Annotated in this window: 19 protein-coding genes; 11 read left to right on the top strand and 8 right to left on the bottom strand. The window is 61.7% G+C overall.

Annotated elements, in window-relative coordinates:
* Positions 1 to 9 precede the first annotated feature (9 nt).
* A complete protein-coding gene (locus J0F90_RS12480) occupies positions 10 to 615 on the top strand; it encodes a nitroreductase family protein (protein WP_033640238.1) in 606 nt (201 codons plus the stop codon).
* A 210-nt stretch (positions 616 to 825) separates the two neighbouring features.
* On the opposite strand, the gene J0F90_RS12475 is transcribed toward J0F90_RS12480, so the two are convergent.
* Positions 826 to 1722 (bottom strand): DMT family transporter, encoded by an 897-nt coding sequence (locus J0F90_RS12475; protein ID WP_033640239.1) that lies wholly within the window; start codon positions 1720 to 1722, stop codon positions 826 to 828.
* Positions 1723 to 1851: 129 nt separating this feature from the next.
* Between J0F90_RS12475 and J0F90_RS12470 the strand changes: the two genes are divergently transcribed.
* Together J0F90_RS12470 and J0F90_RS12465 are read left to right on the top strand one after the other, a co-directional pair.
* Positions 1852 to 2421: a helix-turn-helix domain-containing protein gene (locus tag J0F90_RS12470; RefSeq protein WP_033640241.1), complete on the top strand. Its 570-nt coding sequence runs from the start codon at positions 1852 to 1854 to the stop codon at positions 2419 to 2421.
* 122 nt (positions 2422 to 2543) lie between these two features.
* Positions 2544 to 4469 carry a DUF3857 domain-containing protein gene (locus J0F90_RS12465; RefSeq protein ID WP_033640243.1) on the top strand — a complete coding sequence of 642 codons (1926 nt, stop codon included), beginning with the start codon at positions 2544 to 2546 and terminating at the stop codon, positions 4467 to 4469.
* Between the two features lie 38 nt (positions 4470 to 4507).
* On the opposite strand, the gene J0F90_RS12460 is transcribed toward J0F90_RS12465, so the two are convergent.
* The 3 genes from J0F90_RS12460 to J0F90_RS12450 form a co-directional block, all read right to left on the bottom strand.
* Complete coding sequence (locus tag J0F90_RS12460) at positions 4508 to 4864, bottom strand: DUF1937 family protein (RefSeq protein WP_033640244.1); 357 nt, start codon at positions 4862 to 4864, stop codon at positions 4508 to 4510.
* Positions 4865 to 4964: 100 nt separating this feature from the next.
* Positions 4965 to 6197, bottom strand: a complete 1233-nt coding sequence (gene eutH, locus J0F90_RS12455) for an ethanolamine utilization protein EutH (RefSeq protein ID WP_033640245.1) — start codon at positions 6195 to 6197, stop codon at positions 4965 to 4967.
* The gene (locus J0F90_RS12450; RefSeq protein ID WP_033640247.1) at positions 6190 to 7650 is read right to left on the bottom strand and encodes an FGGY-family carbohydrate kinase; all 1461 of its coding nucleotides are present in this window, start codon (positions 7648 to 7650) and stop codon (positions 6190 to 6192) included. Before J0F90_RS12450 ends, eutH begins: the two co-directional genes overlap by 8 nt.
* A 258-nt stretch (positions 7651 to 7908) precedes the next feature.
* Here J0F90_RS12450 and J0F90_RS12445 point away from each other — a divergent pair, with 258 nt between their 5' ends.
* The 3 genes from J0F90_RS12445 to J0F90_RS12435 all read left to right on the top strand — a co-directional run bounded on the left by J0F90_RS12445 (position 7909) and on the right by J0F90_RS12435 (position 11409).
* Positions 7909 to 9312, top strand: coding sequence for an NAD(P)/FAD-dependent oxidoreductase (locus J0F90_RS12445; RefSeq protein WP_033640249.1), 1404 nt, complete (start codon positions 7909 to 7911; stop codon positions 9310 to 9312).
* Positions 9302 to 10525: an NAD(P)/FAD-dependent oxidoreductase gene (locus tag J0F90_RS12440; protein WP_033640252.1), complete on the top strand. Its 1224-nt coding sequence runs from the start codon at positions 9302 to 9304 to the stop codon at positions 10523 to 10525. The genes J0F90_RS12445 and J0F90_RS12440 overlap by 11 nt, the downstream gene beginning before the upstream one ends.
* Before the next feature lie 113 nt (positions 10526 to 10638).
* Positions 10639 to 11409 carry a DeoR/GlpR family DNA-binding transcription regulator gene (locus J0F90_RS12435; RefSeq protein ID WP_033640255.1) on the top strand — a complete coding sequence of 257 codons (771 nt, stop codon included), beginning with the start codon at positions 10639 to 10641 and terminating at the stop codon, positions 11407 to 11409.
* Between the two features lie 48 nt (positions 11410 to 11457).
* Here J0F90_RS12435 and J0F90_RS12430 read toward each other — a convergent pair whose 3' ends face one another.
* The 3 genes from J0F90_RS12430 to J0F90_RS12420 all read right to left on the bottom strand — a co-directional run bounded on the left by J0F90_RS12430 (position 11458) and on the right by J0F90_RS12420 (position 16656).
* Complete coding sequence (locus J0F90_RS12430) at positions 11458 to 13755, bottom strand: FdhF/YdeP family oxidoreductase (protein WP_103086404.1); 2298 nt, start codon at positions 13753 to 13755, stop codon at positions 11458 to 11460.
* A 202-nt stretch (positions 13756 to 13957) separates the two neighbouring features.
* On the bottom strand, positions 13958 to 15631 hold the full coding sequence (ggt, locus tag J0F90_RS12425; RefSeq protein ID WP_033640258.1) for a gamma-glutamyltransferase: 1674 nt from the start codon (positions 15629 to 15631) through the stop codon (positions 13958 to 13960).
* Positions 15632 to 15792: 161 nt separating this feature from the next.
* Positions 15793 to 16656: a LysR substrate-binding domain-containing protein gene (locus J0F90_RS12420; protein WP_033640260.1), complete on the bottom strand. Its 864-nt coding sequence runs from the start codon at positions 16654 to 16656 to the stop codon at positions 15793 to 15795.
* 143 nt (positions 16657 to 16799) lie between these two features.
* Here J0F90_RS12420 and J0F90_RS12415 point away from each other — a divergent pair, with 143 nt between their 5' ends.
* Entirely contained in the window at positions 16800 to 17939 is a 1140-nt protein-coding gene (locus tag J0F90_RS12415; RefSeq protein WP_033640261.1) for an agmatine deiminase family protein, read from the top strand.
* A 76-nt stretch (positions 17940 to 18015) separates the two neighbouring features.
* Positions 18016 to 18711 (top strand): class I SAM-dependent methyltransferase, encoded by a 696-nt coding sequence (locus J0F90_RS12410; RefSeq protein WP_033640263.1) that lies wholly within the window; start codon positions 18016 to 18018, stop codon positions 18709 to 18711.
* On the opposite strand, the gene J0F90_RS12405 is transcribed toward J0F90_RS12410, so the two are convergent.
* Positions 18708 to 19376 carry a TetR/AcrR family transcriptional regulator gene (locus tag J0F90_RS12405; protein ID WP_227944601.1) on the bottom strand — a complete coding sequence of 223 codons (669 nt, stop codon included), beginning with the start codon at positions 19374 to 19376 and terminating at the stop codon, positions 18708 to 18710. The genes J0F90_RS12410 and J0F90_RS12405 overlap by 4 nt on opposite strands.
* Before the next feature lie 82 nt (positions 19377 to 19458).
* Between J0F90_RS12405 and J0F90_RS12400 the strand changes: the two genes are divergently transcribed.
* The 3 genes from J0F90_RS12400 (at position 19459) to J0F90_RS12390 (ending at position 25381) form a co-directional block, all read left to right on the top strand.
* Positions 19459 to 20973, top strand: a complete 1515-nt coding sequence (locus J0F90_RS12400; protein WP_033640266.1) for an MDR family MFS transporter — start codon at positions 19459 to 19461, stop codon at positions 20971 to 20973.
* Between the two features lie 120 nt (positions 20974 to 21093).
* Positions 21094 to 22242, top strand: a complete 1149-nt coding sequence (locus tag J0F90_RS12395) for an efflux RND transporter periplasmic adaptor subunit (RefSeq protein WP_033640267.1) — start codon at positions 21094 to 21096, stop codon at positions 22240 to 22242.
* 1 nt (position 22243) lies between these two features.
* Positions 22244 to 25381 (top strand): efflux RND transporter permease subunit, encoded by a 3138-nt coding sequence (locus J0F90_RS12390; RefSeq protein WP_033640268.1) that lies wholly within the window; start codon positions 22244 to 22246, stop codon positions 25379 to 25381.
* The last annotated feature ends 1 nt before the right edge of the window (position 25382 follow it).

Here is a 25382-nt window from a genome sequence, read left to right as displayed (position 1 = left end):
GGCAGTAAAATGAATACGTTAGACGCGATCCGCCAACGCCGCGCCACCAAGCAGTTTGATACGCAGCACGTGATGACGCTCGAAGAAAAAAAAGCGCTGTTGAACATTGCGCTGCAGGGCGCACCCAGCGCGTTTAACCTGCAGCACTGGCGCCCGCTGCTGATCGAAGATCGCGCACAGCGCGAGAAAATTCGCGAAGCGGCGTGGGGGCAGGCGCAGGTGACCGACGCATCGATGCTGGTCGTGCTGTGCGGCGATCTGTCGAGCTGGGAGTCACAGGTAAAAACCGTTTGGGCCGAGGCGGCGGAGCCGGTACAGCAGTTCATGATCCCGGCCGTCGATCAGTATTATCGTGGTAAGCCGCAGGTGCAGCGCGACGAGGTGATGCGCAGCAGCGGCATCTTCGCCCAGACGCTGATGCTGGCGGCCAAGGCGCAGGGTTACGACTCTTGCCCGATGGACGGGTTTGATTTCGACGCGGTGGGCGAGATTATCAACAAACCGGCTCACTATCAGATCGCGCTGATGGTCGCCATCGGCAAGGCGGCGGGGCAGCCTTATCCGCGCATCGGCAAACTGCCGTTCGACGAGGTGGTGAAAACCGATCGCTTCTGAGCTGAACGGTGAATGACAAAAGGGAAGGCTTGCGCCTTCCCTTATTTTTTTGTGACGCACAGTTCGTTCCAGTAGCTGAAACGGATGCGCCGTTGCAGGCGGTGATGCCACATAGAAAAACTCCTTCTACCCTACACGGTTTAAATAAATAGCACCGCGCCGGACACAAGGCGAATGCCTTATTGTGCATAGCTTGCCCATCGGGCGGGATTAACCGATTTTACCGGCCCGGTGCGCGGCGGACGCCCATCGCCAGCCGAAGTTCATGCCCGCCGCCGCGCCGAGAATGGCCAGCGTGCCCAGCAGCTGCAACAGGCTGAGACGGTGCCCGAACGCCGCCCAGTCCACCACGATCGCCACCGCCGGGTAGATGAACGACAGCGCGCCGACCAGAGCGGTGGGGATTTTCTGGATCGCGCCATAGAGCAACGTGGACATCAACCCGGTATGCACCAGGCCGAGGGTAGCCAGCAGCAGCCAGTCGGTCGGTTTCGCGGGAAGGTGGGCCAGAGCGGCGAACGGCGCCATCGCCAGCGCGCCGACGGTCAGTTGAATCAACACGATGAGCTGCGGCGGCAACGCGGCCAGCTGTTTGACGATCGCCGCCGCCAGGGCGTACATCAGGGCCGCGCCCAGCGCCAGCGCCACGCCGAGCAGATAGTCGCCTTCGCCGCCACCGCTCTGCCGGCCGGTGACGATCAACAGCATCCCGGCGAACGCCAGCAGAAGCCAGCCCAGCCGGTTAGCCGTCAGTTTTTCGCCGAACAGCAGCGCCCCCAGCGCCACCAACATAAACGGCTGAACGTGGTAGGTCACGGTGGCGACAGCGATCGAGGCATGTGCATAGGCAGCAAACAATAGCGTCCAGTTGAGCACCAGCGCGATACCCCCGAGGATGGCGACAGCCAGCTGCCGCCGGTTGATCGCGCCGGGTTTCAACTGCCCAAGCGCGGCGCAGGTGGCCAGCATCGCCAGCGCGCCGAACGCGCAGCGCCAAAACACCACCGTGGCGGGCGGCTGCCCTAAAACGAGTACCGGCCAACCGACGGTGCCGGAGATCGTCATGGCGAGGATCATTTGCACTGCGCCGCGCGTTTTCGTTTTCATGTCATTTTCCTCGTTGCCTGGCCGTGCTTGTGATGAAGCCGTTTAGTCATTAAAATGAACAATCGGACATTATGATGAACATGGTTGACGGTGTTCGTCAAGTCGAACAACTGAACGGTATAATGAACAATGAGCGATAACCTGATGCAGAACATCACGCCGATCGGCCTCTTGTCGGCGGCAATCCGCCGTGAGCGGGAGCGATTGAATCTGTCGGTGACCGAGCTGGCGAAGCGCGCAGGCATCGCCAAATCCACGCTGTCGCAGCTCGAGGCCGGCAGCGGCAATCCCAGCCTGGAAACGCTGTGGGCGTTGGCGATGGCGCTGGATGTGCCGGTCAGCCGGCTGATTTCACAGCCGAGCAGGCCGGTGCAAGTGATCCGCGCCGATGAAGGAACGCCGGCGCTGTCGGAGCAGGGCAACTACGCCGCCACGCTGCTGGCCACCTGCCCGCCGGGCGCGCAGCGCGACATTTACCGGCTGCGGGTGCAACCTGGTGAAACGAAATGCTCGCGGCCGCATCCGCCGGGCACCGTCGAGCACGTGATCATCAGCAGTGGACGGGCGCGCCTTGGCCCGGCGGATCAGCCGCAGGTGCTGAGCGCCGGGGATTACATCAGTTACTCCGCCGATCGCGAGCATATTTTCGAAGCGCTGGAGCCGGAGACCACCGCCGTCATGTTGATCGAGCAGGGCTAGCGCGGCGTTGACGGTTCGTTTATTGAAAATGATTCTCAATTATATTAGTGTGCCCGCCTGTTTTGACGCCGGGACGGGCGTATGGCCCGGTGTCGCTGCTTAACGCCCTTCAAGGACCGAAGATGAAAATCGCTATTCCTTCCATACTGTTACTCGCCGGTTTGACGGCGACGCACCCGGCCACCGTGTTGGCCGCTGCACCGCCCGCCGCGGCGGATCAGGGCCAGAACGATACGGCCAACAACGATTTCAGCTTCGTGCGCTATCGTGCGGATTATCGCGTTAACGCCAACGCCACCAACGTGAAGACGGAAAGCTACGAAGTGCTGCTGAAAACCAAGGCGGCGGTCGAAAAATTCAGCCAGATCCGCCTGAGCTACAGCGAGAAAATGGAAACGCTGGAGGTGGTCGCCGCTTATACGCTGACTGCCGACGGCCAGCGCCACGATGTGGCGCCCGATCGCATCTACACCCAGGAGAGCTACTCCAGCGCCACGGCGCCGCTGTATGCCGACCGCAAAGTGCGCGTCATCGTGTTCTCCAACTTGGCGCCGGGCTCGCGCGTGGTGTACGAACTGCGCCGCACGCAGAACACCCCGTATTTCCCTGACTATTTCGGCCTGTGGGAGACCTTCAGCGTTTTCGATCAGTTCGACGACGCCGAAGTGACCCTGCAGGCGCCGGCCAAGCTGCCGATGCATATCTTCACGCGCGGCGTCGAGGGCGGGGACCAACCGCAGATCCGCAACGGCCAAGCGCACTGGCGCTGGCATTATTCGCGCAGCGCGCCGATGAAGGCGCAAAACTGGGCGGCGGACAGCTGGACCTTCAGCCCGACCATCATGGCCAGCACCTACCGCGAGTGGCCGCAGTTGGCCAAGGCCTACCAGCTGAAGGCCGGCGCGGCGGCGAAGGTGACGCCGGGCATTCAGGCGCTGGCGGACAACATCACCGCCGGCATCAGCGATCGGCGCGAGCAGGCGGAGGCCCTCTATCGCTGGGTGGCGCAAAACATTCGCTACGTGGCGGTGTACCTGGGCAACGGCGGGCTGGAGCCGAATTCGGCGCAGAGCATTCTCGATAATCACTATGGCGACTGTAAGGATCACGTGGTGATCCTGGAGGCGCTGCTCGCCGCCAAGGGCATTGAAAGCTCGCCGGTGCTGATCGGCATGGATGAAGGCCCGATACTGCCTAACGTGCCGCTGCTCGGCCGCTTTAATCACGCCATCACCTACGTGCCGGAGTTCAATTTGTACCTGGACTCCACCAATCCCTGGGCGCGGTTCGGCCAACTGCCGGAGGGCGATCTGGGGGCGCCGGTGCTGCTCACGCGCGACGCCAAACTGGCGCGCACGCCGGGCAGCGACGAGCAGCCGGTCAACAGCGCGCTGAGCGTCGATTTTGTGTTCGACAAGGCGGGCAATCTGCATGGTCAAACCGAGCGCCGGCTGAGCGAAGTGGAAGAGATTGACCTGCGGGGCTACTTCTCGCAGATCAACCGCCAGAACCGGGCGCAGGCCGAAGCGACGATCATGTCCGCCTCCGGCATCGACGGCAGCGGCGAGGTGGCGATGAACAGCGATCCGCTGGATCTCAAAAAGCAGTTCGGTTACCGCTTCCGCTTCAAGGCGGACGACTACGTCGATTTCGGCGTGGTGGGCGGCATGACGTTGCCCAACCCGCCCGGCGGCAAATCGTTCCGCACGCTGTATACCACCACGGCGGCGCCGGGCAACGAAACCCCGTTCTACTGCACCGCGCAGCGCTACGACGAAACCTACCGTCTGCAGCTGCCGGCCAACGTGCCGATTATCGCCATTCCGCAAGACAGGCAGTTCCGCAATGCGGCGGGCGACTATCGCGTCGCGTGGCGGCGCGACGGGCAGCAGGTGACCGTCAATCACCGCCTGCAGGTGAACGCCATTCGCGGCAAGGAAGCGCTGTGCCAGGCGCAGGATTACCCGGCGTTCCGCGAGCTGTTCCAGCAGGTGCGGCGCGGTTTCCGCGGCCAGGTGGTGTACGGCGAATTGGCCAACGGCAAATAAGCCGCCGCCCCGTCGCGCTAAGCGGCGGGGCGCACGCCTCAGTTGAACTCGCCTGCGACCTCGGACCACAGGCTGACGCGGCAGCCGCGCGCGGCGAAAGAGTCCATCTCGCGCTTGATGCCGCCGCTCTCTTGCCAACCCGGTAAATCAAGCACGATCAACTCATCCATTGCCGCCATGAACAGGGCGTCGATCGGCGCCCACAGCTTGCCGATGGCGGTTTTGTCGAGCTCTTGCAAACACAGGTTGATCGGATGCGACATGCTGACCTGGCTAAAAACGGCGCTGCCGGCGCGTACGATAGTGGCGGCGACGTCGTTGCACGCGATAAAGCGTTGCTGCACGACGTTGGCGTCGGCGTGGCTGTAGGGGCAGGCTAAAAATATTTTTCTCATTACCGTTTGTTCTCTCAATCATTGATGGTCGGGGCGAAAAAAGGGCGCAGCTTCCCCGTGAGGCGGCGCCCCGTTTATTTTTTATGGCTTAGGGATAAATTCAGCGAGCAGCGGCGGCGATGGCCGTCGACTGCCTTTGCGTCTGTTCTTTTTCCAGCAATTCGGCTTCCGGCACCGAGATCTTGATGGCGATCAGGACAGCAATCATGCCGCCGAGGAATTTACCCATCATGATCGGCAGCACCAGCGAAGGTTGGAAGTTGGCGGTAAATGCCAGGTGATCACCCAGCGTGGCCTGCGCGCAGATGCCGAAGGCGACGCACAGCACCTTATCGCGCGCACGCATGCCCTTGAACAGGTGATAAACCGCGATGATATTGGCCAACACCATAATAAAGCCCAGCGCGCCGGTATCCGACAGGCCGAGTTTTCTGCCGATGAAATGCATCGGCTTACGGCAATAGCGCTGGAACAAATAACAAATGGGGAATGTGCCCGCCAGCATAATGCCGATGTAACCGGCGATCTCGATAGCGCGGAATAATTCGTCTTTGTCGGCGAATAACGGATCGAATACCCAGCCGCCGAAGACCTTTTTAAACACGCCGGTGAAATGCTCGATGATGCACAGTGCCAACACCAGTTTGATAAAGGCGTCCGCCGCCTTGCCGAAGATCAGGAACCCTTTCACCATCGCCGCCGGTCGCAGCTTCAGCCCCAACGCCAACAGGAAGCACAGGGCAAACAGCGGGGACAGCAGCCGCAGCGCCTGCAGAAAGTCCAACTGCAGATAGTGCGCGGCAGGTGACGTGGTGGAGATAATCTCCCTGACTGGCAGGTTATTGAAGGTGATGGTCACCAGGGCGATCAACACGGCGAACGGAATGCTGATCAGGCCCGCCATCGCGCCCAGCGCAAGATACTTATGGTCGTCGCGGTTCAGCATGATAAGCCCGACCGGGATCAGGTACACGATGCTGGCGCCGGAGGTGTAGCCCACCAACATGGCGACGATCCACATGTCGCGGTTGGCGGCGATGGCGTCGGCCAACTGATAGCCGCCCATGTCCACGGCGATCACCGCCAGCGCCGCTATCGAGGCATCGGAGCCGAGCGCCGAGAAGAAGGGGCCGATGCTGTACATGATCAGGTAAGAGATGATTGGGATTGCGGCCATGATGCCCGCCTGGGCGAGAAACACCGGACCGATGGCGTGAATGCCGTTGACGAACTCACGTCCCAGCTCGCCTTCCGGTTTGACGATTGACGCCAACGCACCGATCAGAGTGCCGGCCATGATGATATAGATGATGAAATTACCGAACTCAGCCATGGTGTTCCTCCTGCGATGAACGTAAGCCGCGCGAGCGCGCGATGATTTCCTGATAGCGGGCAAACCAGACCGCCATATCGACCTCGGCGGGCTCCGTCACTTCATAGCGGTTGAGCACCTTGAGCGGCTGTTCCACGCCCAGCCCTTTACGCGCCAATAGCGCCACGCCCTGAGCGGTGAGCTCTTTATTGGCGGGTGTAACGATGCGCTTTTGGATCAGGTTGGCGAGGAACTGCGTGAAATAGCGGTTGGCGGACAGACCGCCGTCCACCGAAATGCTGTCGCCGATCGGTTTCAACTTATCCATGGCGTTGATCACCTCGGCGGAACGCATGGCGATGCCTTCGAGGATCGACTGCAGCAGATCCTTGCGCTCGGTCTCCAGCGACAGGCCGGCCCATATCCCGGCGGCGGAGCGATCCCAGTACGGGCAGGCCAGCCCGGAGAGCGCGGGTACAAAGGCCAGGCCGCGCGCGATGGCCGGCTGGGTCGGGAAATCGCCGAATTCATCGAAGTCGTTGAACAGGCCTATCTTTCTCGCCCAGTTAATGGCGGAGGCCGCGTTATAAACGCCGCCGTCCAGGCCATACACCGGCTCGCTGCCGGGCAGCTTCCAGCACAGCGTGGGCAACAGGCCGGACTCGCCGGCATCGATCGGACGCGGCCCGGTGATCGCCTGTAAAAAGGCGCCGGTACCGAAGGTGATCTTCATCTGCCCCGGTTGATGGCAGCCGTGGCCGTATGTACCGGCAAACTGGTCGACGATGCAGGCCGTCAGCGGCACCGGTTTGCCGTTGAGCGCGACGTCGCCGAAGTGGCCGATGTTGTCTCTGACCTCGGGCAGGCTGTCGATCGGCACGCCGAACAAACGGCACAGCTCCTCATCCCACTGCAGGGTATGAATGTTGAACAACGAGGTGCGCGAGGCCGAGTTATAGTCGGTGAGATGCCGGCCGCACAGGTGGAACAGGAAGAAAGCGTCCATGGTGCCGAGCCGCAGGCGGCCGCGTTGCGCCAACTGCCTAGCCCCCGGCGCGTTGTTCATCAGCCAGCCCATCTTGCTGGCGGAGAAGTAGGTATCGAGCGGCAGGCCGGTTTTCGCCATCACCAGCGGTTCGACGCCTTCGCGTTTCAGGCGCTGGATCTCCGGCTCGGTGCGCTGATCTTGCCAAACGATGGCGTTGTACAGCGGCAGGCCGCTGTCGGCGTCCCAGGCCAGCAGGCTTTCGCCCTGATGCCCTAAACCGATGGTGTCCACCATATCGCACTGGCTGAGACAGCGGCGGATATTCGCCAGAATCTCCAGGGCGTCGTGTTCCACCCAGCCCGGATTGGGGGTGATCTGCTTGTGCGGCATGCTGGCCGGCGAATGGTGCCTGCCGTCTTCGCCGAACACCACGACCCGGGTGCCGGTGGTTCCCTGATCAATCGCGGCATAACGTTGATTCATCATTGCTTCGCTCTCTTATAGGTTTTGTTTTTTTATTGTGCCTGGTGTTGGTTGTGTGACTGTTTTAATAATCTATCTTCAATTTCACACATTAAAGCAACATAAATCACAAGATAAAATAACCCCGCGTGATCGACCTCATACTTTTTGCTTATCACCGCATTCTGCGGCTTTTTTTTGGGAGTTGTGTTGTTTTTGCCATTTCAAATGCGGTTATTGTGTGGTTTTATTGTGGTTATCACATCAAAACGGGACATCAGCATGATGGAAGAACAAACGGATTGGGACATTGTCGTGATTGGCGGCGGTGTGGTCGGGTGTGCGGTATTCCGCCAATTCTGCCTGATGGGCGCCCGAACGCTGCTGTTGGAAAAGGGAGGCGATATCCTGTCTGGCGCCAGCAAAGCCAACAGCGCGCTGCTGCATACCGGTTTCGATGCGCCCAGCGGCAGCCTGGAACTGCATTGCATGCAGGCCGGGTACCGGGAATTTATCGCCATCCGCGAACGAATGAATCTGCCGCTGTTGCACACTGGCGCGCTGGTCGTGGCCTGGGATGAGCAGCAGTTGGCGGCGCTGCCCGCGATCGTGCAACAGGCGCACGACAACGGCGTGCTGGACGTGGCACAGATCGACGCCGCCGAGCTGTATCGCCGTGAGCCACAGCTGGCGCCCGGCGCGTTGGCGGCGGTAGAGGTGCCGGGAGAGAGCGTGATCGATCCCTGGAGCACACCGCTGGCGTACCTGACGCAGGGCGTCAAACACGGCGGCAACTATCGCTTCAATACCGAGGTGACCGGCGCCGAACGCTTGCCGGCCGGTTGGCGGCTAACCAGCAACCGGGGCGAGTTTCACGGCAAAATCGTCATCAACTGCGCCGGCAATCAGGGCGACCGGGTAGAAAGTTTCTGCCATCAGCCCGAGTTTGAAATTCGCCCGCGCAAAGGGCAGTTTCTGGTGTTCGACAAGGCCGCCGCCGGGCAGGTCAACGCCATTATCTTGCCGGTGCCGACGGCCATCACCAAAGGGGTGCTGCTGTCGAAAACCATCTTCGGCAATCTGCTGCTGGGGCCGACCGCCGAAGAACAGCAGGATCGAGAAACGGCAACGGTAGACGAAACCAAAATGCGCGAACTGATCGAACAGGGCACCCGGCTGCTGCCCTCGCTGGCGAATTACAGCGTGACCGCCAGCTATGCCGGCTTGCGTCCGGCGACCGAGCAGAAACACTACCGCATTCAGCACTATCCCGATCGGCAGTGGATCTGCGTGGCGGGCATTCGCTCCACCGGCCTAACGGCGGCGCTCGGCATCGCGCAATACGTGGAGCAGCTTTACCTCGACCATTTTACGCCGTGCTTCACGCCGACGCCGCCGCAAACCGTGCATTGGCCGCAGATGCCGATGCTCGCCGACTACGCGCTGCGCGATTACGCGCGCCCGGATAACGGCGGCATCGTTTGCCATTGTGAGCTGGTGACACAGCGGGAGATTGAGGCGGCGTTCGATTCCGCCGTGCCGCCGGAGTGCATCGGCGGGCTGCGGCGCCGCACGCGCGTGATGATGGGGCGCTGCAACGGGTTTTATTGCAGCAGCCGGGTGGCGGAAATGGTAGGCGATCGTTTTGGCCAGACGCTGGCCGTAGGGAGCATTGATGAAAACTGAGTATCAGGTGGCGATTGTCGGCGCCGGGCCGGCCGGGATCGCGGTGGCGACCGCGTTGCGGCAGGCGGGCATCGAGGATGTGGTGATCCTGGAGCGGGAGCAGCAAGCGGGCGGCGTGCCCAGGCACTGTCGGCACCCCACCTTCGGGCTGCAAACGTTTTACCGGCCGATGCTTGGCTCCACCTATGTCGATAAGATACTGGCGCGCGCCGGGCAGGTGGAAATCCGCACCGGCGTGACGGTGCTTGCCATCAAGCCGGGCGGCGAGCTGACCATCACGGATCGCCGCGGCGTCAGCACCTTGAAAGCGCAGCGGGTGATCCTGGCGACCGGCGTGCGTGAGACGCCGCGCCATCCTCGCCTGGTGAGCGGCCTACGGCCGCAGGGCGTACTCACCGCCGGTGCGCTGCAGCAGTTCGTCTATCTGCGCGGGCTGCAGCCAAGTAAGGCGCCGGTGGTGGTCGGCACCGAGCTAGTCAGTTTCTCCGCGCTATGGACGTTGCGCAACGCCGGCGTGCGCGCCGTCGCCATGATTGAAAGCGGCGGCAGGCCCGTCGCCTGGCGGCTGAGCGCGCTCTATGCGCGTCTGATGGGGGTGCCGATTCATTATTATTCGCGGGTGACCGATATTGCCGGCCGCGATCGGGTTGAGTCCATCGAGGTGGAAAACCGTCAAGGGGAGAAACAGCGCATCGCCTGCGACAGCCTGATCTTCACCGGCCGCTTCACCGGGGAATATACGCTGATCCGCCAGAGCCACCTGGCGCAACGGCCGGAGAGCGGCTGCCCGTTGACCGATCAGTTCGGCCGCTGTTCCGACGCCGCCTATTTCGCCGTCGGTAACATGCTGCATCCGGCGGACATGGGCGACCAGTGCTATCAGGAAGGGCTGCGCGTTGGCGAGGCCGTTGCCCGTTCGCTGCAGCGCACGCTGCCACCGGCGCGGCAAATCCTCCCGGTGCGACATGACGAACGGATCCGCCTGACCTCGCCTGCCAACGTGGCGCTGATCGGCAAAACCACCACGGTCACGATCAATATGCGCGTGGAACAGGCGGTGTCCGGTTCGGTGGTGGTGCGGCTGGGGGAGAAAGTGCTGTACCGCAAAACGCATCGCTGCCTGCCGGAACGGCGGATCCTGCTGCGCAACATCGCCTTGCCGCCCGACGGCGAGCGTGACGCGCTGCACATCAGCATCGAAACCGCCGGGTGAACGATGGCAACGGCTTGCGTCTAACGCCCTGAAACCCGTAGTATTCCGTCAGTTGACGCCGCGAGTCTCGGCGCAAGCAGTCACCCTTACTTAAGGCAGCGAGTGTAATGTGAATGGATATCTCTAATTCCGTGGAGAGGCGCAATGAAATTCTGGCGCTGATCCAGGCCAACGGCCGGGTTTACGTGAATGAGCTGGCGGATAAATTCCAGGTTTCGCAGGAAACCATTCGGCGCGATCTGAACAAGCTGGAAGACTATCGGCTGATCAAGAAGATCCACGGCGGCGCGGTGAGCAGCCAGTTTAAATTCGAGCATGAATTCAACGAACGGGCCAAAATCGCCGAGGCCGAGAAACGCGCCATCGCGGAGAAAGCGGCGACGCTGCTCCAACCGGGCGATACGGTGTTCGTGGATTTCGGCTCCACCACGCTGGAGTTTGCCCGGCAGTTGGCAACGATCGATCAACTGACGGTCATCACCAACTCGCCGCTTATCGCCAACGTCTGTCTGGAAAATGACTCCATTGACGTGGTGCTGATCGGCGGGCAGTTCATCGACTCCAAAATGGCGTGCCTGGGCGCGATCGCATTGAATAATATCGAGGCGTTTTTCGCCGACTACGCCATCATCGGCGCCGGCGCGGTCAATTTGCAGACCGGCGTGATGGATCAGAACGTCAATGAAGCGGCCATCGCGCGCAAAATGATTGCCCAGAGCCGCAAGTGTATCGTGCTGGCCGACGAAAATAAGCTGCGCGGGCATGCGATGACGCTGGTGGCCAAATGGTCCGAGGTCGATTATCTGGTGACCTCCGACAGCGGTAACGCATTAGAAGGCTTGGTTTTCCCCGCCAACGTTAATGTGTTGGTGGCGCAGGTCTAAAGGGGGAGAAGCCTTTCTCCATGCGGAGAAAGGCTCAAACCGCTTCCGTCAGGCGATATCGACCGCGCGCACCTCTTTGGATCTCAACTTCACGCGGATTGGCACCGATTTGTACGAAGGCGTGCCGCTCTCCTCATCGATGTAATGCAGCGGCACCAGCACGTTGGCTTCCGGGTAGTAGGCGCCGACCGATCCGGCTGAGATGTTGTAGGCGATCACCGTGATGCCTTCCAGGCGCTGGGTGCTGCCGGGCAGCGCCGTTTCCAGATCGACCACGTCGCCATGCTCCAGCCCCAAACGTTGCAGATCGCTGTCATTCATAAACAGCACGTCGCGCCGGCCGAAAACCCCGCGATAGCGGTCATCCAGGGCATAAATGGTGGTGTTGTACTGATCGTGGCTGCGCAGGGTGATCAGCCGCAGCGTATTTTGTTCCGCCGCAATCTGGTCTTCATGTAACCCGCTGAACACCGAAAACATCGCTTTGCCCGTCGCCGTCGGCCACTGGCGCTCGGTCGGCGGCAGCGGCATGCGGAAACCGCCGGGTTGGCGAATGCGCGCGTTGTAATCGTCGAAGCCCGGAATGGTTTTTTCGATCAGATCGCGGATCACGTCGTAATCTTCGATCAGTTCATCCCAGGGCACCTTGCTGGCGGGCATCACCGCTTTGGCCATGCCGGCCACAATGGCGGGTTCCGAACGCAACAGCTCCGACGCCGGTTTTAATTTGCCGGACGAGGCATGCACCATCGACATCGAATCCTCCACCGTCACCGATTGTCGCCCGCCGGCCTGCATGTCCAGTTCGGTGCGGCCCAGGCAGGGCAGAATGAGGGTTTCTTTCGCCACCAACAGATGGCTGCGGTTGAGTTTGGTGCCGATATGCACGCTTAACTCCAGCGCTTTCATCGCCGGGAAGCTCTGATCGGGGTCCGGCAGCGCCACGGCGAAGTTTCCGCCCAGGCAGATCAACGCCTTCGAGGCGCCGTCGATCATCGCCTGCATGCATTTCACGGCATCGTGACCGTGGGCCTTGGGCGGAGTGAAGCCAAACACCGTTTCCAACTTCGCCAAAAATTCGGCCGAGGGTTTTTCGGTGATGCCGACGGTGCGATTGCCCTGCACGTTAGAGTGGCCGCGCAGCGGGCAAATGCCGGCGCCCGGTTTGCCGATGTTGCCGCGCAGCAGCAGCAGGTCAGCGATCAGGCGCACGTTGGCCGTCCCTTTATTGTGCTGCGTAATGCCCATGCCGTAGGTCACGATGGTGGCGTTGGATTTCGCGTAAGCGACGGCGACCTGTTCCAGATCCCGGCGCGCCAGGCCGCTCTCCGCCTCAATCGCATCCCAACCGGTGGCCTTCAGGTCGGCGGCGAAAGCCGTAAACCCTTCAGTGTGCTCGGCAATAAAGGCGTGATCCAGCGCATTGCCATGCTCATCATCCAACTGCAGCAACGCTTTGGCGATGCCTTTGAGCGCCGCGGCGTCACCGCCGGCTTTGACCTGATAGTAGGTTGAAGCGATCGGGGTCGAACTGTAGGTCGCCATTTCGATGACGTTTTGCGGATCGGTGAAACGTTCGAGCGCCCGCTCGCGCAGCGGGTTAAAGACAATGATCGGCACTTTTTTGCGCGCCAGCTCATGCAGCGTGCCCATCATGCGCGGGTGGTTGGTGCCCGGATTGTGCCCGATGGAGATAACCAGCTCCGCGCTGTCAAAGTCGTCCAGCGAGACGGTGCCTTTACCGATGCCGATCGATTGCGGCAGGCCAACGCTGGTCGGCTCATGGCACATGTTGGAGCAGTCGGGAAAGTTATTGCTGCCAAATTCACGCGCAAACAGCTGGAACAGGTAGGCCGCCTCATTGGACGCCCGGCCGGAGGTATAAAATTCCACCTGTTCCGGCGGCAGCGTCTGCAAGACGGCGGCGATGCGTTGGAACGCCTCGTCCCACGCCAGCGGGCGCAGGGTGTCCGTCCCGGCGTCATAAAACAGGGGCGTGGTCAGGCGGCCATAGTCTTCCAACTGATAATCGGTTTTTTGCAGCAGTGAGGTCACGGTATTTTGCGCCAGGAATTCGGGCGTCACGCGCTTGCTGGTCGCTTCCCAGGTCACCGCTTTGGCGCCGTTTTCGCAAAACTGAAAGGTGGAGCGATGCTCTTTATCCGGCCATGCGCATCCCGGGCAGTCAAACCCGTCGGGCTGGTTGGTGCGCATCAGCGTCACCGGCGCTTCTAAGGTATCCATCTGCGTGCGCACGGCGATGGCCGTCGCTTTCAGCGCGCCCCAACCGCCGGCGGGCCCATCGTAGGGATGGACACCGGGTACTGCTCGTCTTTTCGCCATTATTGATTGCCTCCGACACCGCTTACGATAAATGCAGGTGATTGATTTGAAAATAATATTTTCGTTATCGTCTAAGAAGGAAGGCAGACGCCGCCGTCGTCAAACGCGCGCCTGTCGCTTCAGTATAGATGAGTAAGAAAGGGCGCAGCGGCAGTCAATGCGGGGAAGCAGCGGCCCGTCTAATTGAAGGCGGGCCGCCGGGGCGTTACTTTTTCACCACCAGGCCCACGCCGCGGCCACGCGGATCGGACGCGGTTTCCGGCGTGCGGCCATCGATGCGGATGACCTGAATATCCCCCATGTTCCAGCCCTGGTCTTCGAGGGTGTAACCCATGGCCTTCAGCTCGTCCGCCGGTTTGCCGGTCAGCGGCGCAAAGCTGTCATAGTAGACGGTGTCCTTCGGCAACAGCTGATGGTGCACGCGCTGGGCGGCCACCGCCTGCGCCAGCGGCAGGTGGTAATCGTAGAGGTTGTTGATCACCTGGAAGATCGAGGTGAAGATGCGTGAACCGCCCGGGGTGCCGATCACCAGGGTGACGTCGCCGTCGCGGGTGATGATGGTCGGGCTCATCGAGGAGAGCATGCGTTTGCCCGGCTCGATGGCGTTGGCGTCGCTGCCCACCACGCCGAAGGCGTTGGCGACGCCGGGTTTGGCGCTGAAGTCGTCCATCTCGTCGTTAAGCAGGAAGCCGGCGCCTTTGACCACCACGCCGCTGCCGAAGTCCCAGTTGAGCGTATAGGTGTTGCTGACCGCGTTGCCGGCGGCATCGACGATCGAAAAGTGGGTGGTTTGGTGGGTTTCCAGCCCCGGCCGCACCTTTTCGGTCGGCGAGATCGCCGTCGGGTTGATCTCGGCGGCGCGTTTTTGCAGGTAGTCGGGGGCGATCAGCTGCGCTTCCGGCACGTTAGTGAAATCCGGGTCGCCGAGGTAGTCGGCGCGATCGGCGAACACGCGTTTTTCGATTTCCGCCAGCAGGTGGATATAGCGCGCCGAGTTGAGCGGCACGCCCTTGAAGTCGGCGGCGCGATCTTCTTTTATCCCCAGCAGCTGCGCCAGCGCAATGCCGCCGGAGCTGGGCAGCGGGGCGGTATACACGGTGTTGCCGCGCCAGCTGATGCGCATCGGTTCACGCCATTTCACCCGATAGTCGGCCAAATCCGCCGCGCCGATCAGCCCGTTGTCGCGCTGCATTTGCGCCACCAGCAGGCGGGCGGTTTCGCCGTGATAAAAATCGTCGGCGCCCGATTTGGCGATGCGCTCAAGGGTGGCGGCCAGCTCCGGCTGTTTGAACACCGTGCCGGGCTTCATGGCGCCGAAATAGTCGCCGAAGTTGGTTTTACCGGCGAACAGTTTGTTGGCGTCTTCACGGTATTGATACTGCTGGTCCGCCACGGTGAAACCTTGCCGGGCGTAACCTATCGCCGGCGTCAGCAGTTCGGCCCACGGCAGCTTGCCGAAACGCTTATGGGCTTCCCACAACCCCAGCACGGTGCCCGGCACGCCGGCGGCGCGGCTGCCCACCAGGCTGAGATTTTCGATCACTTCGCCTTTCTCGTTCAGATACATGGTCTTGCCGGCGGCCTTGGGCGCCACTTCGCGGTAGTCGAGGAAATAGGGTTTGCCGTCGACGTACAACGTCATAAAGCCGCCGCCGCCGATATTGCCGGCTTCAGGGTAGGTAACGGCCAGGGTAAAGGCGGTGGCGACCGCCGCGTCGACCGCGTTGCCGCCGGCCTGCAGAATGTGCGCGGCGACCTTGGCACCATACTGATCCGGGGCGGCGACCGCGCCGGCGGTCAGATCGGCGGCAAAGGCGGCGGGAACGGTGCAGGCAAGGGCCACGCTCAGAGCTATCGTTTTCAATAAACCGGCAGACATAGAAGATCCTTTTAGCGATGTTCAGTTATCAGGTGAATTCAACTAATTATTTTGAAACAGCAGGTTAGCGCGTTTTCTTCGGGTTGTTGCGACGCTTTATTGAAGGTAGCAGCGGTCAGGCGGGGCCGCCTGACCAGAGTAGCAAATCGTGACGTGGCGCGTTATGCGCCGGCGGACAGCGCCGACTGGAGCCATTGGCAGAAGTGCCGGGCGAGCGGATTGTGTTCGCTGTCGCGGTGCAGCAGCCACGCCCAGTTGGCGCCGCGCACGCGTTGCTCGGTTAGCGGTTGCAGCAGCCCGACGTCGCGCGCGTGTTGCGCCAGCAGTTGGCTGACCAACGCGATGCCGAGGCCATTGCAGGCGGCGTCCAGCAGCAGACCAGGATCGGAGAAGTTCAGCCCGCTGTCGCGTTGGCCGACGTGCGCGCCGCCCGCCACCGCCCAGTGGCTCCAGTCCATCTCACGTTCGCCGTGCAAGGTCACGCGCTGCTCCGGCGTCAACGCCAGCAGGCTGGGGTGGCAGGCGGGGTAGAGCCGGTCGGTACAGAGAACCTTGAAGGTGCAGTCCGCCTGCGCGCTGAGATCGTCGCGGATCGCCAGATCGATGCTGTCCGCCGCCATATCCGGCGGTTCAAAGCTGGTGAACAGCCACAGATCGATCTGCGGATGTCGCCGGTTGAAATCGCCCAGCCGCGGCGTCAGCCAGTGGCGGGCAAAGGCCGGGGTGGTGTTGACGATCAACTGGTTGGGTTTGCGGTACTGATCCAAACGGCGAATGCCGACGGCCAGCTGTTGCAGCATCACCTGTGCGGTGCTGAACAGATCGTGGCCGGCGTCGGTCAGCGTTACGCTGCGGCCGGTGCGGAAGAACAGCGGCTGTTCCAGAAACGCCTCGAGGCTGCGGATCTGCTGGCTGATGGCCGATTGGGTCAGGTGCAATTCTTCGGCGGCCTGATGAAAACTGCCCAGGCGCGCCGCCGCTTCGAAACCGCGCAGGGCGCTCAAAGGAGGCCAGTGTTTTAACATTATCGATAAGCCTGTCTAATCAGATATCCACTAAATATATCGTTTGTCGCGGTGGCAGGGGAAGACTAGCATGGGATTCAAGAGCCGGAGCGTAAATAAACCGGCTAACCATTTGAATTTAAATTAATTTAAAGAGGCCGTTTATGGCAACGCGTCGCACCTTTATCAAGCAGCTTTCGGCAGTGGCCGGCGTGGGTTTGGCGGCATCGCTGGACATTTCGTTACACGGTCACGCGAAAGCTGCGCTTAACCCGGTCTGGCGCCTCCCCGATGAAGGGGAACCGCAGCAGCGGGCGTTTCTCGCATTCGGCGCGCAGCGTGCGATTTGGGGCGGGTTCACGGCGGACGTGCAGGCCGCGCAGGGGCGCATCGCCCGCGCCATCGCCGAGTTTCAGCCGCTGACGGTATTTTGCCGCGCGCACGAACGGCAACTGGCGGAAGCGATCTGCGGCAGCCATAACGTCAGCTATGTCGTCACCGAGTTGGATGACATCTGGGTGCGCGACATCGGCGCCAATTTCGTCGTCAACGACGCCGGTGCGCTGGGCGCGGTGGATTTCAACTTCAACGGCTGGGGCAATAAACAGCGACATGCCAAGGATGTGCGTCTGGCGGCGTTCGCCGCCAAAAAATACGGCGTCGCTCAACCGCGCCGCAGCGCGCTGGTAGGCGAAGGCGGCGGCATCGAAGTGGATGGGCACGGCACTGGCATCATGACCGAGAGCTGCTGGGTGAATGCGAACCGCAACCCGGGCTGGAGCCGGGAGCGGGTTGAGCGGGAGCTGAAAGCGATGCTCGGCCTGCGCAAAATTATCTGGCTGCCGGGCATTAAAGGCCGGGATATCACCGATGCCCACGTCGATTTTTACGCCCGTTTCGTGCGGCCGGGCGTGGTGGTGGCCAACCTGGATACCGATCCGGCCTCTTATGATCATGCGGTTACCCAGGCGCATCTGGCGATCCTCAAGACAGCGACCGACGCAGATGGCCGCACGTTGCAGGTGCATACGCTTTCGCCGCCGCTGGCGCCGCGCGACAGCCGATTCAGCCGCCGCAATCCCGATTTCGCGGCGGGCTACATCAACTACTTCGTGATCAACGGCGCGGTGATCGCCCCTGAATTTGGCGACCCGCAGGCGGATAAGGCGGCGTTTACGCTGCTGTCGGCGCTCTATCCGCAGCGCAAGGTGGTACAGTTGGAGATCGACGCCATCGCCGCCGGCGGCGGCGGCATTCACTGCGTGACCAGCCAACTGCCGGTGCATGGCAAGCCAGAGCAGTGAATGTTCAAAAAATGCGCACGCGGTTGTTTGTCGCCATAGGCTGTGGTTGGCTGAGTAGAAACATAAGGAGGCCATAATGAACGACTCCCCCTTGAGCATCCCCACTTGGTATCGCGATCCGCACGCAGAGCAGGCCATTGCGGAAGGCCATGCGCCTATCTGGCGGCATCTGCTAACTCTGGTGCCGGAACACGAACTGTCCGGCGTCAGGGTGTTGGATGTCGGCTGCAATCAGGGCGGTTTTCTGCGTCTGTTGCACCAAATCCGGCCATTTCGTGAAGGGCTCGGCGTCGATATCGCCCGCCAGTCCGTCGAACACGCCAACCGCCTGAAAGGAAACCTGCCGATCGGTTATCAAACCGACACGCGGCTGACGGGCTGGGATGACCATTTCGATATCGCCTTCAGCCATGAGGTCATCTACCTGATCGAAGATATCGCGCAGCATGCCGCCGATATGCTGCGGGCGCTGAAGCCGGGCGGCGTTTACTATGCGGTGACCGGTTGCCACACCGACAACCCGCTGTGGCCGCAATGGCGCGCAAGGGTAGCTGAACAGACGCATACCGTGGTGCAGGATCGCTCGCTGGACGACTATGCGCGCATTTTCTCCGGCGCGGGGTTCCAGGTTTCTGCCCGCAGGCTGGGTTTTTCCGGCTTCGTACCCTATGAGCCGGACGGTTGGATGCCGAATATCGCGGCGGCGATCGACTACTATTGGCACACCAAAACGGTGTTTCGGCTGGTTAAATCCCCAGAGCCAGTGAGTTAACGCGCCGGACCGATGCCGTAGCGCAGCAGGGCGACGGCGTGGCGGGCGATATCTTCGGCGTTTAGCTGGCCTTTATCCCGTTCGCGCCGCCATTTGGGCGCGGTGGCCAGCGGCAGCAGCGTGATGCCGAACAGGGTGAAGAACAGCAGGGCAGGCTCGAGATCGGGATTGAGTTTACCCTGCGCCTGCCAGCGCGCGATGGCTTGCAGCGCGATCTGATGGCGTTCATTACCGAAGCGTTCATCCATGCGCTGTTTCAGCACGCCGCTTTCACTCATGACCTCCCGCAGCCACAGCGGGGCGAACCAAGGGTGTTCCAACGCGATGTCGATAAAACGTTGCGCCAGCAGGGTGAAGGCGGTGACGGGATCGTCCGCGTTGGCGTCGAATACTTCGCCGGCCATCTTGCGCACCGGCAGAAAGCGCTCCTCGATCAGCACGTCCAGCAGCTGATCGCGGTTATGAAAGTAGTAGTGCAGCATGGCCGGGGTGACGTTTGCCTCGCGCGCAATGGCGTTCAACGAGGTGTCTACGATCCCCTGGCGGGCAAACAGGTTCAGTGCGGTATCAAGCAAATGCTCGCGTTTGTCAGCCCCTTTGGGGCCGCCGCTCGGCCGGCCGGGGCGGCGAGGCTTGGCGGGAGTTTGAACGTTTCGTGCTGTCATCGCGGTGAGATCCATTGACCGGAGAAAAGGATGACTCATATATTAATTATGCGATTAATTAATTACAAGTGAACTGACTCCGATGGAGATAGAAAACCCGACAATCCAGCCCGATCACGGCGGGGCGCCAGCCAAGGCGCCTTCGCTCCCGTTGCTGTTTTCCGCGTTGCTGCTGGTGATGCTGCTGGCGGCGCTGGATCAAACCATTGTCTCCACCGCGCTGCCGACCATCGTCGGCGAGTTTGGTGGGCTTGAAAAACTGTCCTGGGTGGTGACGGCCTATCTGCTGTCTTCCACTATCGTGGTGCCGCTGTACGGCAAATTCGGCGATCTTTTCGGCCGCAAGATTGTGCTGCAAATCGCTATTTTGCTGTTTTTGCTTGGGTCGGTACTGTGTGGGCTGGCGCAAAATATGACGCAGCTGATTATGATGCGCGCGCTGCAAGGGTTGGGCGGCGGCGGGCTGTTGGTGGTCACCCTGGCGGTGGTCGGCGACGTGATCCCGCCGGCGGAACGCGGCCGTTATCAGGGGCTGTTCGGCGGGGTATTCGGCCTGGCCACGGTGGTGGGGCCGCTGATCGGCGGCCTGTTGGTGCAGCATTTTTCCTGGCGCTGGATTTTCTACATCAATCTTCCGCTGGGTCTGTTCGCCCTGCTGGTGATTGGCGCAGTGTTTCAGTCGCAGGTTAATCGAGTGCGGCATGAAATCGACGTCCTGGGCGCCGGTTACCTGGCGATGGCGCTCACCTGCATCATCCTGTTCACCAGCCAGGGGGGCACGGTAATGGCCTGGTCGGACGGCCAGCTGTGGTGCATTCTGGCCTTTGGCCTGGTGTCGCTGGGCGGCTTTATCTATGAGGAATGGCTGGCCGCTGAACCGATCATTCCCCTCGGGCTGTTTCGCAACCGCACCTTCGTGCTGTGCGGCCTGATCGGCTTTATCGTCGGCATGTCGCTGTTCGGCTCCGTGACTTTCCTGCCGCTGTATCTGCAGGTGGTGAAAGGCTCGACGCCATCGCAGGCCGGAATGCAGCTGCTGCCGTTGATGGGCGGCATTATGGCCAGCTCGATCATCAGCGGGCGGATCATCAGCAAACGCGGTAAATATCGCCTGTTCCCGATCGTCGGTACCCTGTGCGCGCTGGGGGCCATGACGCTGCTCGGCACTCTGACCAATAACACGCCGGTGCAGCAACTGTATCTGTACCTTTGCCTGCTGGGATTGGGGCTGGGCATGGTGATGCAAGTGATGATTTTGGCGGCGCAAAACAGCGTGGAGCCCCGACATATCGGGGTTGCGACGTCCAGCGCCACGCTGTTCCGCTCTATCGGCGGTTCGATAGGCGTGGCGGTGTTCGGGGCGATTTTCACGCAGGTGTTGCACACCCGTTTGGCGGCGCTGTTGCCGGAAGGCGCGCAGCTGCCGCGCTCGCTCGGCGCAGAAGCGGTGCACCATTTGCCGACGGCGCTGCAGCAGGATTACCTGCAGGCTTTCGGCGGGGCGATCCATTCGGTGTATCAAATTGCCGCCGGGGTGATGGCGCTGGCTTTTGCGCTGACCTGGCTCTTGAAAGACGTGCCGCTGCGGCACAAATAATCGCGATACCGGCCGGTTCTGCCCGACGGACTTTTACCGAATCCTTACGCAACCCTTTCAGAAGCGCATCGCGGCATTCGATATATTGAGAATAGTTATTCTCAATAGGATCGTATTGCAATGCAGAGGAAAACGCTTTTAGCGCTGGGGCTGTCGCTGTCGCTGTCGCTGGCCGCCTGCGATGGGCAAAACGCCGGCGCGCCGACGGGCGCAGGCGGTGAACGGGAGGTCGGCGTGGTCACGCTGCGCGGCCAGTCGGTGACCCTGAGCAGCGAGCTGACCGGCCGGGTCAACGCCACCATGACCTCCGACGTGCGGCCGCAGGTCGATGGCATCATCAAGCAGCGGCTGTTTACCGAAGGGGCCGAGGTGAAAGCCGGGCAGGTATTGTATCAAATTGATCCCGCCAGCTATCAGGCCAGCTACGATCAGGCCGCCGCCCAGCTGAAAAACGCCCAGGCCACGGTGCAATCCACCCGGCTCAAATCGCAGCGCTATGCGGTGCTGGTGAAAGAAAACGGCGTTTCCAAACAGGACGCAGACGACGCCAAAGCCGCGTATCTGCAGGCCGTGGCGTCGGTGGCGCAGTATCAGGCGGCGCTGGAGACGGCGCGCATCAATCTCGGCTATACCCAGGTGCGTGCGCCCATCGCCGGGCGCATCGGCATCTCATCCGTGACGCCGGGCGCGCTGGTCACCGCCAGCCAGACCGATGCGTTGGCCACCATCCGCGCGTTGGATCCGATCTATGTCGATCTGACCCAGTCCAGCGCCCAGATGCTTAAGCTGCGACGCCAGCAGGCGGCGTTACAGCGCGGCGCGGTCACGCCGGTCGCCATCAAGCTGGAGGACGGCACGTCTTATCCCCACGCCGGCAAGCTGGAGTTGACCGAGGTGGCGGTGGATGAGGCCACCGGTTCGGTCACGCTGCGCGCGGTGTTCCCCAACCCCGAACATGAACTGTTGCCCGGCATGTATGTCCACGCCACGGTGGATAACGGTGTCGATTCTAAAGCCATTCTGGCGCCGCAGCAGGGCATCACCCGCAATGCCAAAGGGGAAGCCACCGCGTTGGTGGTGGACGAGCAAAATAAAGTGGCGCAGCGCACCGTCACCGCCGAACGGGTGGTGGGCAGCAACTGGCTGATCGGCAGCGGGTTGAACGAGGGCGATCGCCTGATCGTCGAAGGCACCAGCAAGGTGACGATCGGCGCGGCGGTGAAGCCGGTCGCCGTCTCGCTCGACAAAGCCCAACGCGGGGAGCAGTGATATGGCGCAGTTCTTTATCCGCCGCCCGGTGTTCGCCTGGGTGATCGCCATCATCATCATGCTGTGCGGCCTGATGTCGATCAATTCGTTGCCCATCTCACAGTACCCGGACGTGTCACCGCCGCAGATTTCCATCTCCGCCACTTATCCGGGCGCGGACGCGGAAACGCTGGAAAACAGCGTCACCCAAGTGATTGAACAGCAGCTCACCGGTCTGGATGGCCTGCTGTATTTCTCTTCGACCAGCAGCTCCAGCGGCTCGGTCAGCATCGACGTCACCTTTGATCAGGGCACCGATCCGGATATCGCGCAGGTGCAGGTGCAAAACAAAGTTCAGCAGGCGGAAAGCCGCTTGCCGAGCGCGGTCACCGCCCAAGGCGTGACGGTCAAGAAATCCCAGAGCAGCTTTCTGCTGATCGTCGGGCTGTATGACGAGAACGACAAGGCGACGATGGCCGACATTTCCGACTATCTGGTCAGCAACCTGCAGGATCCGCTGTCGCGCATCGAGGGCGTGGGGGACGTGCAGGTGTTCGGTTCGGAATACGCGATGCGCATCTGGCTGGATCCGACCAGGCTGGCGAGCTATGCGCTGATGCCTTCCGACGTGCAGACGGCGATCGAGGCGCAAAACACCCAGGTGTCCGCCGGCAAGGTAGGCGATCTGCCTGCCGCCGCCGATCAGCAGCTGACCGCCACGGTGAAGGCACAGTCGCGGCTGCAAACGCCGGAACAGTTTCGCAATATCATCCTGAAAAGCGACAGCAGCGGCGCGCTGGTGCGGCTGGGCGACGTGGCGCGGGTTGAGCTGGGCAACGAAGATTACTCCGCCAGCGCGCACCTCAACGGCCACCCGGCGGCGGGGATCGCGGTCAAGCTGGCGGCGGGGGCCAACGCCCTCAACACCGCCAAGCTGGTGAAGGCCAAGGTGGCGGAATACCAAAGCGCGATGCCGCAGGGTTATAAGGTGGCCTACCCGAAAGACAGCACCGACTTCATCAACATCTCGATCGAGGAGGTGGTGAAAACGCTGTTCGAAGCGGTGGTCCTGGTGGTGGTGGTGATGTTCGTGTTCCTGCAAAACCTGCGCACCACGCTGATCCCGACCATCACCGTGCCGGTGGTGTTGCTGGGCACCTTCGGCGTGCTGGCGGCGTTCGGCTACTCGATCAATACCCTGACGCTGTTCGGCATGGTGCTTGCGATCGGGCTGTTGGTGGACGACGCCATCGTGGTGGTGGAAAACGTCGAACGCGTGATGCGTGAAGATAAACTGCCGCCGCGCGAGGCGACGGAGAAATCGATGCGCGAGATCACCGGCGCGCTGGTCGGCATCGCGCTGGTGCTGTCGGCGGTGTTTCTGCCGATGGCGTTCTTCGGCGGTTCCACCGGGGTGATCTACCGTCAGTTTTCGATCACCGTCGTCTCCTCGATGGTGCTGTCGGTCGTGCTGGCGTTGACGCTGGCGCCGGCGCTGTGCGCCACATTGCTGAAATCGACGCATGAAGAACAGACCGACAAAGGGCTGCTGGGTAAATTCAACCGCGGTTATAACCGGTTGCAGGAGAAGTACGCCGACAAGGTCGGCGGGGTGATCCACCGGCCGACGCGCTATCTGCTGCTGTACGGCCTGCTGCTGATCGCCACCGCCGTGATGTATCTGCGTTTGCCGACCGGTTTCCTGCCCAATGAGGATCAGGGTTCGGTGATGGTGCAGTACACCTTGCCGGCCGGCGCCACCAATGCCCGCACCTCGGCGGTGAGCGAGGCGGTCACCGCCTATTTCCTTGAGCAGGAAAAGGCCAACGTCAGCACCATTTTCACCATCAACGGCTTCGGTTTCAGCGGCAGCGGGCAAAACGCCGGCATGGCGTTCGTCAGCCTCAAAGACTGGAGCCAACGCGGCGGCAGCGAAAACACCGCCGACGCCATCGCCAAACGCGCCATGGCGCACTTTGCCTCGCTGCGCGACGCCCAGGTGTTCTCCATGAGCCCGCCGGCGATCGACGGCTTCGGCCAGTCCGACGGCTTCACCTTCGAACTGCAGGCCAAAGGGGCGACCACCCGCGCCGAGCTGCAGGCGATGCGCGATCAGATCGTCGCCGCCGCCGCCGGCAATCCATCGCTGTTGGCGGTGCGCGCCAACACCTTGCCGGACACTCCGCAGCTGCAGGTGGAGATCGACAGCGGCAAACTGCAGGCGCTCGGCCTGAGCGCCGGCGACGTCAACAGCACGCTCAGCAGCGCGTTCGGTAGCACCTACGTCAACGACTTTATCGATCGCAACCGGGTGAAAAAAGTCTATATGCAGGGCGACGTAGAGTATCGCGCCAAGCCGGAAGATCTCGACAAATGGTTTGTGCGCGGCACCAACGCGGCGGGCGACAGCAGCATGACGCCGTTCTCCGCTTTTGCTTCCTCACACTGGATCTACGGCCCGGAAAACCTGTCGCGCTATAACGGGCTGTCGTCGTTCGAGATCACCGGGCAGGGCGCCGCCGGCGTCAGTTCCGGCACGGCGATGAGCGAGATGGAGAAACTGGCGGCGAAATTCTCCGCCGGCAGCAGCTATTCCTGGAGCGGGCTCTCCTATCAGGAGCGGCTGACCAGCGGCCAGGCATCGTCGCTGTACGCCATTTCGCTCATCGTGGTGTTCCTGTGCCTGGCGGCGCTGTATGAGAGCTGGTCGATTCCGTTTGCGGTGATGTTGGTGGTGCCGATGGGCATCGTGGGTTCGCTGTTGGCAATCACGCTGCGCGGGCTGGAGAACGATATCTACTTCCAGGTGGCGCTGCTCACCATCGTCGGTTTGTCGGCGAAAAACGCCATTCTGATCGTCGAGTTCGCCGAGGAAATGCATCAGCGCGGTGAAACGCTGATTGGCGCGGCGGTTCACGCGGCGCGCATGCGCCTGCGGCCGATCCTGATGACCTCACTGGCGTTCACCGCCGGGGTTCTGCCGCTGGCGGTATCCAGCGGCGCCGGCGCCAACAGCCGCATCGCCATCGGTACCGGCATTATCGGCGGCACCCTTACCGCCACCGCATTGGCCATCTTTTTCGTCCCGCTGTTTTATGTGCTGGTGCGCCGCGTGTTTAGCCGCCGCTCCGCCAGCCGGCCGCCACAGGCAGGAGAATAAC

The sequence above is a fragment of the Serratia marcescens subsp. marcescens ATCC 13880 genome, assembly GCF_017299535.1.
Classification (GTDB): Bacteria; Pseudomonadota; Gammaproteobacteria; order Enterobacterales; family Enterobacteriaceae; genus Serratia; species Serratia marcescens.
Note: the sequence above shows the minus strand (reverse complement) of the source record. Positions and strands in the feature narration are given on the sequence as shown.

Coding starts and splice junctions, on each gene's coding strand:
- J0F90_RS12450 (WP_033640247.1), bottom strand. CDS start 7,650: ATGATGAATCAACGTTATGCCGCGATTGATCAGGGAACCACCGGCACC.
- J0F90_RS12410 (WP_033640263.1), top strand. CDS start 18,016: ATGAACGACTCCCCCTTGAGCATCCCCACTTGGTATCGCGATCCGCAC.
- J0F90_RS12465 (WP_033640243.1), top strand. CDS start 2,544: ATGAAAATCGCTATTCCTTCCATACTGTTACTCGCCGGTTTGACGGCG.
- J0F90_RS12475 (WP_033640239.1), bottom strand. CDS start 1,722: ATGAAAACGAAAACGCGCGGCGCAGTGCAAATGATCCTCGCCATGACG.
- J0F90_RS12395 (WP_033640267.1), top strand. CDS start 21,094: ATGCAGAGGAAAACGCTTTTAGCGCTGGGGCTGTCGCTGTCGCTGTCG.
- eutH (WP_033640245.1), bottom strand. CDS start 6,197: ATGGCTGAGTTCGGTAATTTCATCATCTATATCATCATGGCCGGCACT.
- ggt (WP_033640258.1), bottom strand. CDS start 15,631: ATGTCTGCCGGTTTATTGAAAACGATAGCTCTGAGCGTGGCCCTTGCC.
- J0F90_RS12400 (WP_033640266.1), top strand. CDS start 19,459: ATGGAGATAGAAAACCCGACAATCCAGCCCGATCACGGCGGGGCGCCA.
- J0F90_RS12445 (WP_033640249.1), top strand. CDS start 7,909: ATGATGGAAGAACAAACGGATTGGGACATTGTCGTGATTGGCGGCGGT.
- J0F90_RS12415 (WP_033640261.1), top strand. CDS start 16,800: ATGGCAACGCGTCGCACCTTTATCAAGCAGCTTTCGGCAGTGGCCGGC.
- J0F90_RS12480 (WP_033640238.1), top strand. CDS start 10: ATGAATACGTTAGACGCGATCCGCCAACGCCGCGCCACCAAGCAGTTT.
- J0F90_RS12435 (WP_033640255.1), top strand. CDS start 10,639: ATGGATATCTCTAATTCCGTGGAGAGGCGCAATGAAATTCTGGCGCTG.
- J0F90_RS12460 (WP_033640244.1), bottom strand. CDS start 4,864: ATGAGAAAAATATTTTTAGCCTGCCCCTACAGCCACGCCGACGCCAAC.
- J0F90_RS12440 (WP_033640252.1), top strand. CDS start 9,302: ATGAAAACTGAGTATCAGGTGGCGATTGTCGGCGCCGGGCCGGCCGGG.
- J0F90_RS12420 (WP_033640260.1), bottom strand. CDS start 16,656: ATGTTAAAACACTGGCCTCCTTTGAGCGCCCTGCGCGGTTTCGAAGCG.
- J0F90_RS12405 (WP_227944601.1), bottom strand. CDS start 19,376: ATGACAGCACGAAACGTTCAAACTCCCGCCAAGCCTCGCCGCCCCGGC.
- J0F90_RS12390 (WP_033640268.1), top strand. CDS start 22,244: ATGGCGCAGTTCTTTATCCGCCGCCCGGTGTTCGCCTGGGTGATCGCC.
- J0F90_RS12470 (WP_033640241.1), top strand. CDS start 1,852: ATGAGCGATAACCTGATGCAGAACATCACGCCGATCGGCCTCTTGTCG.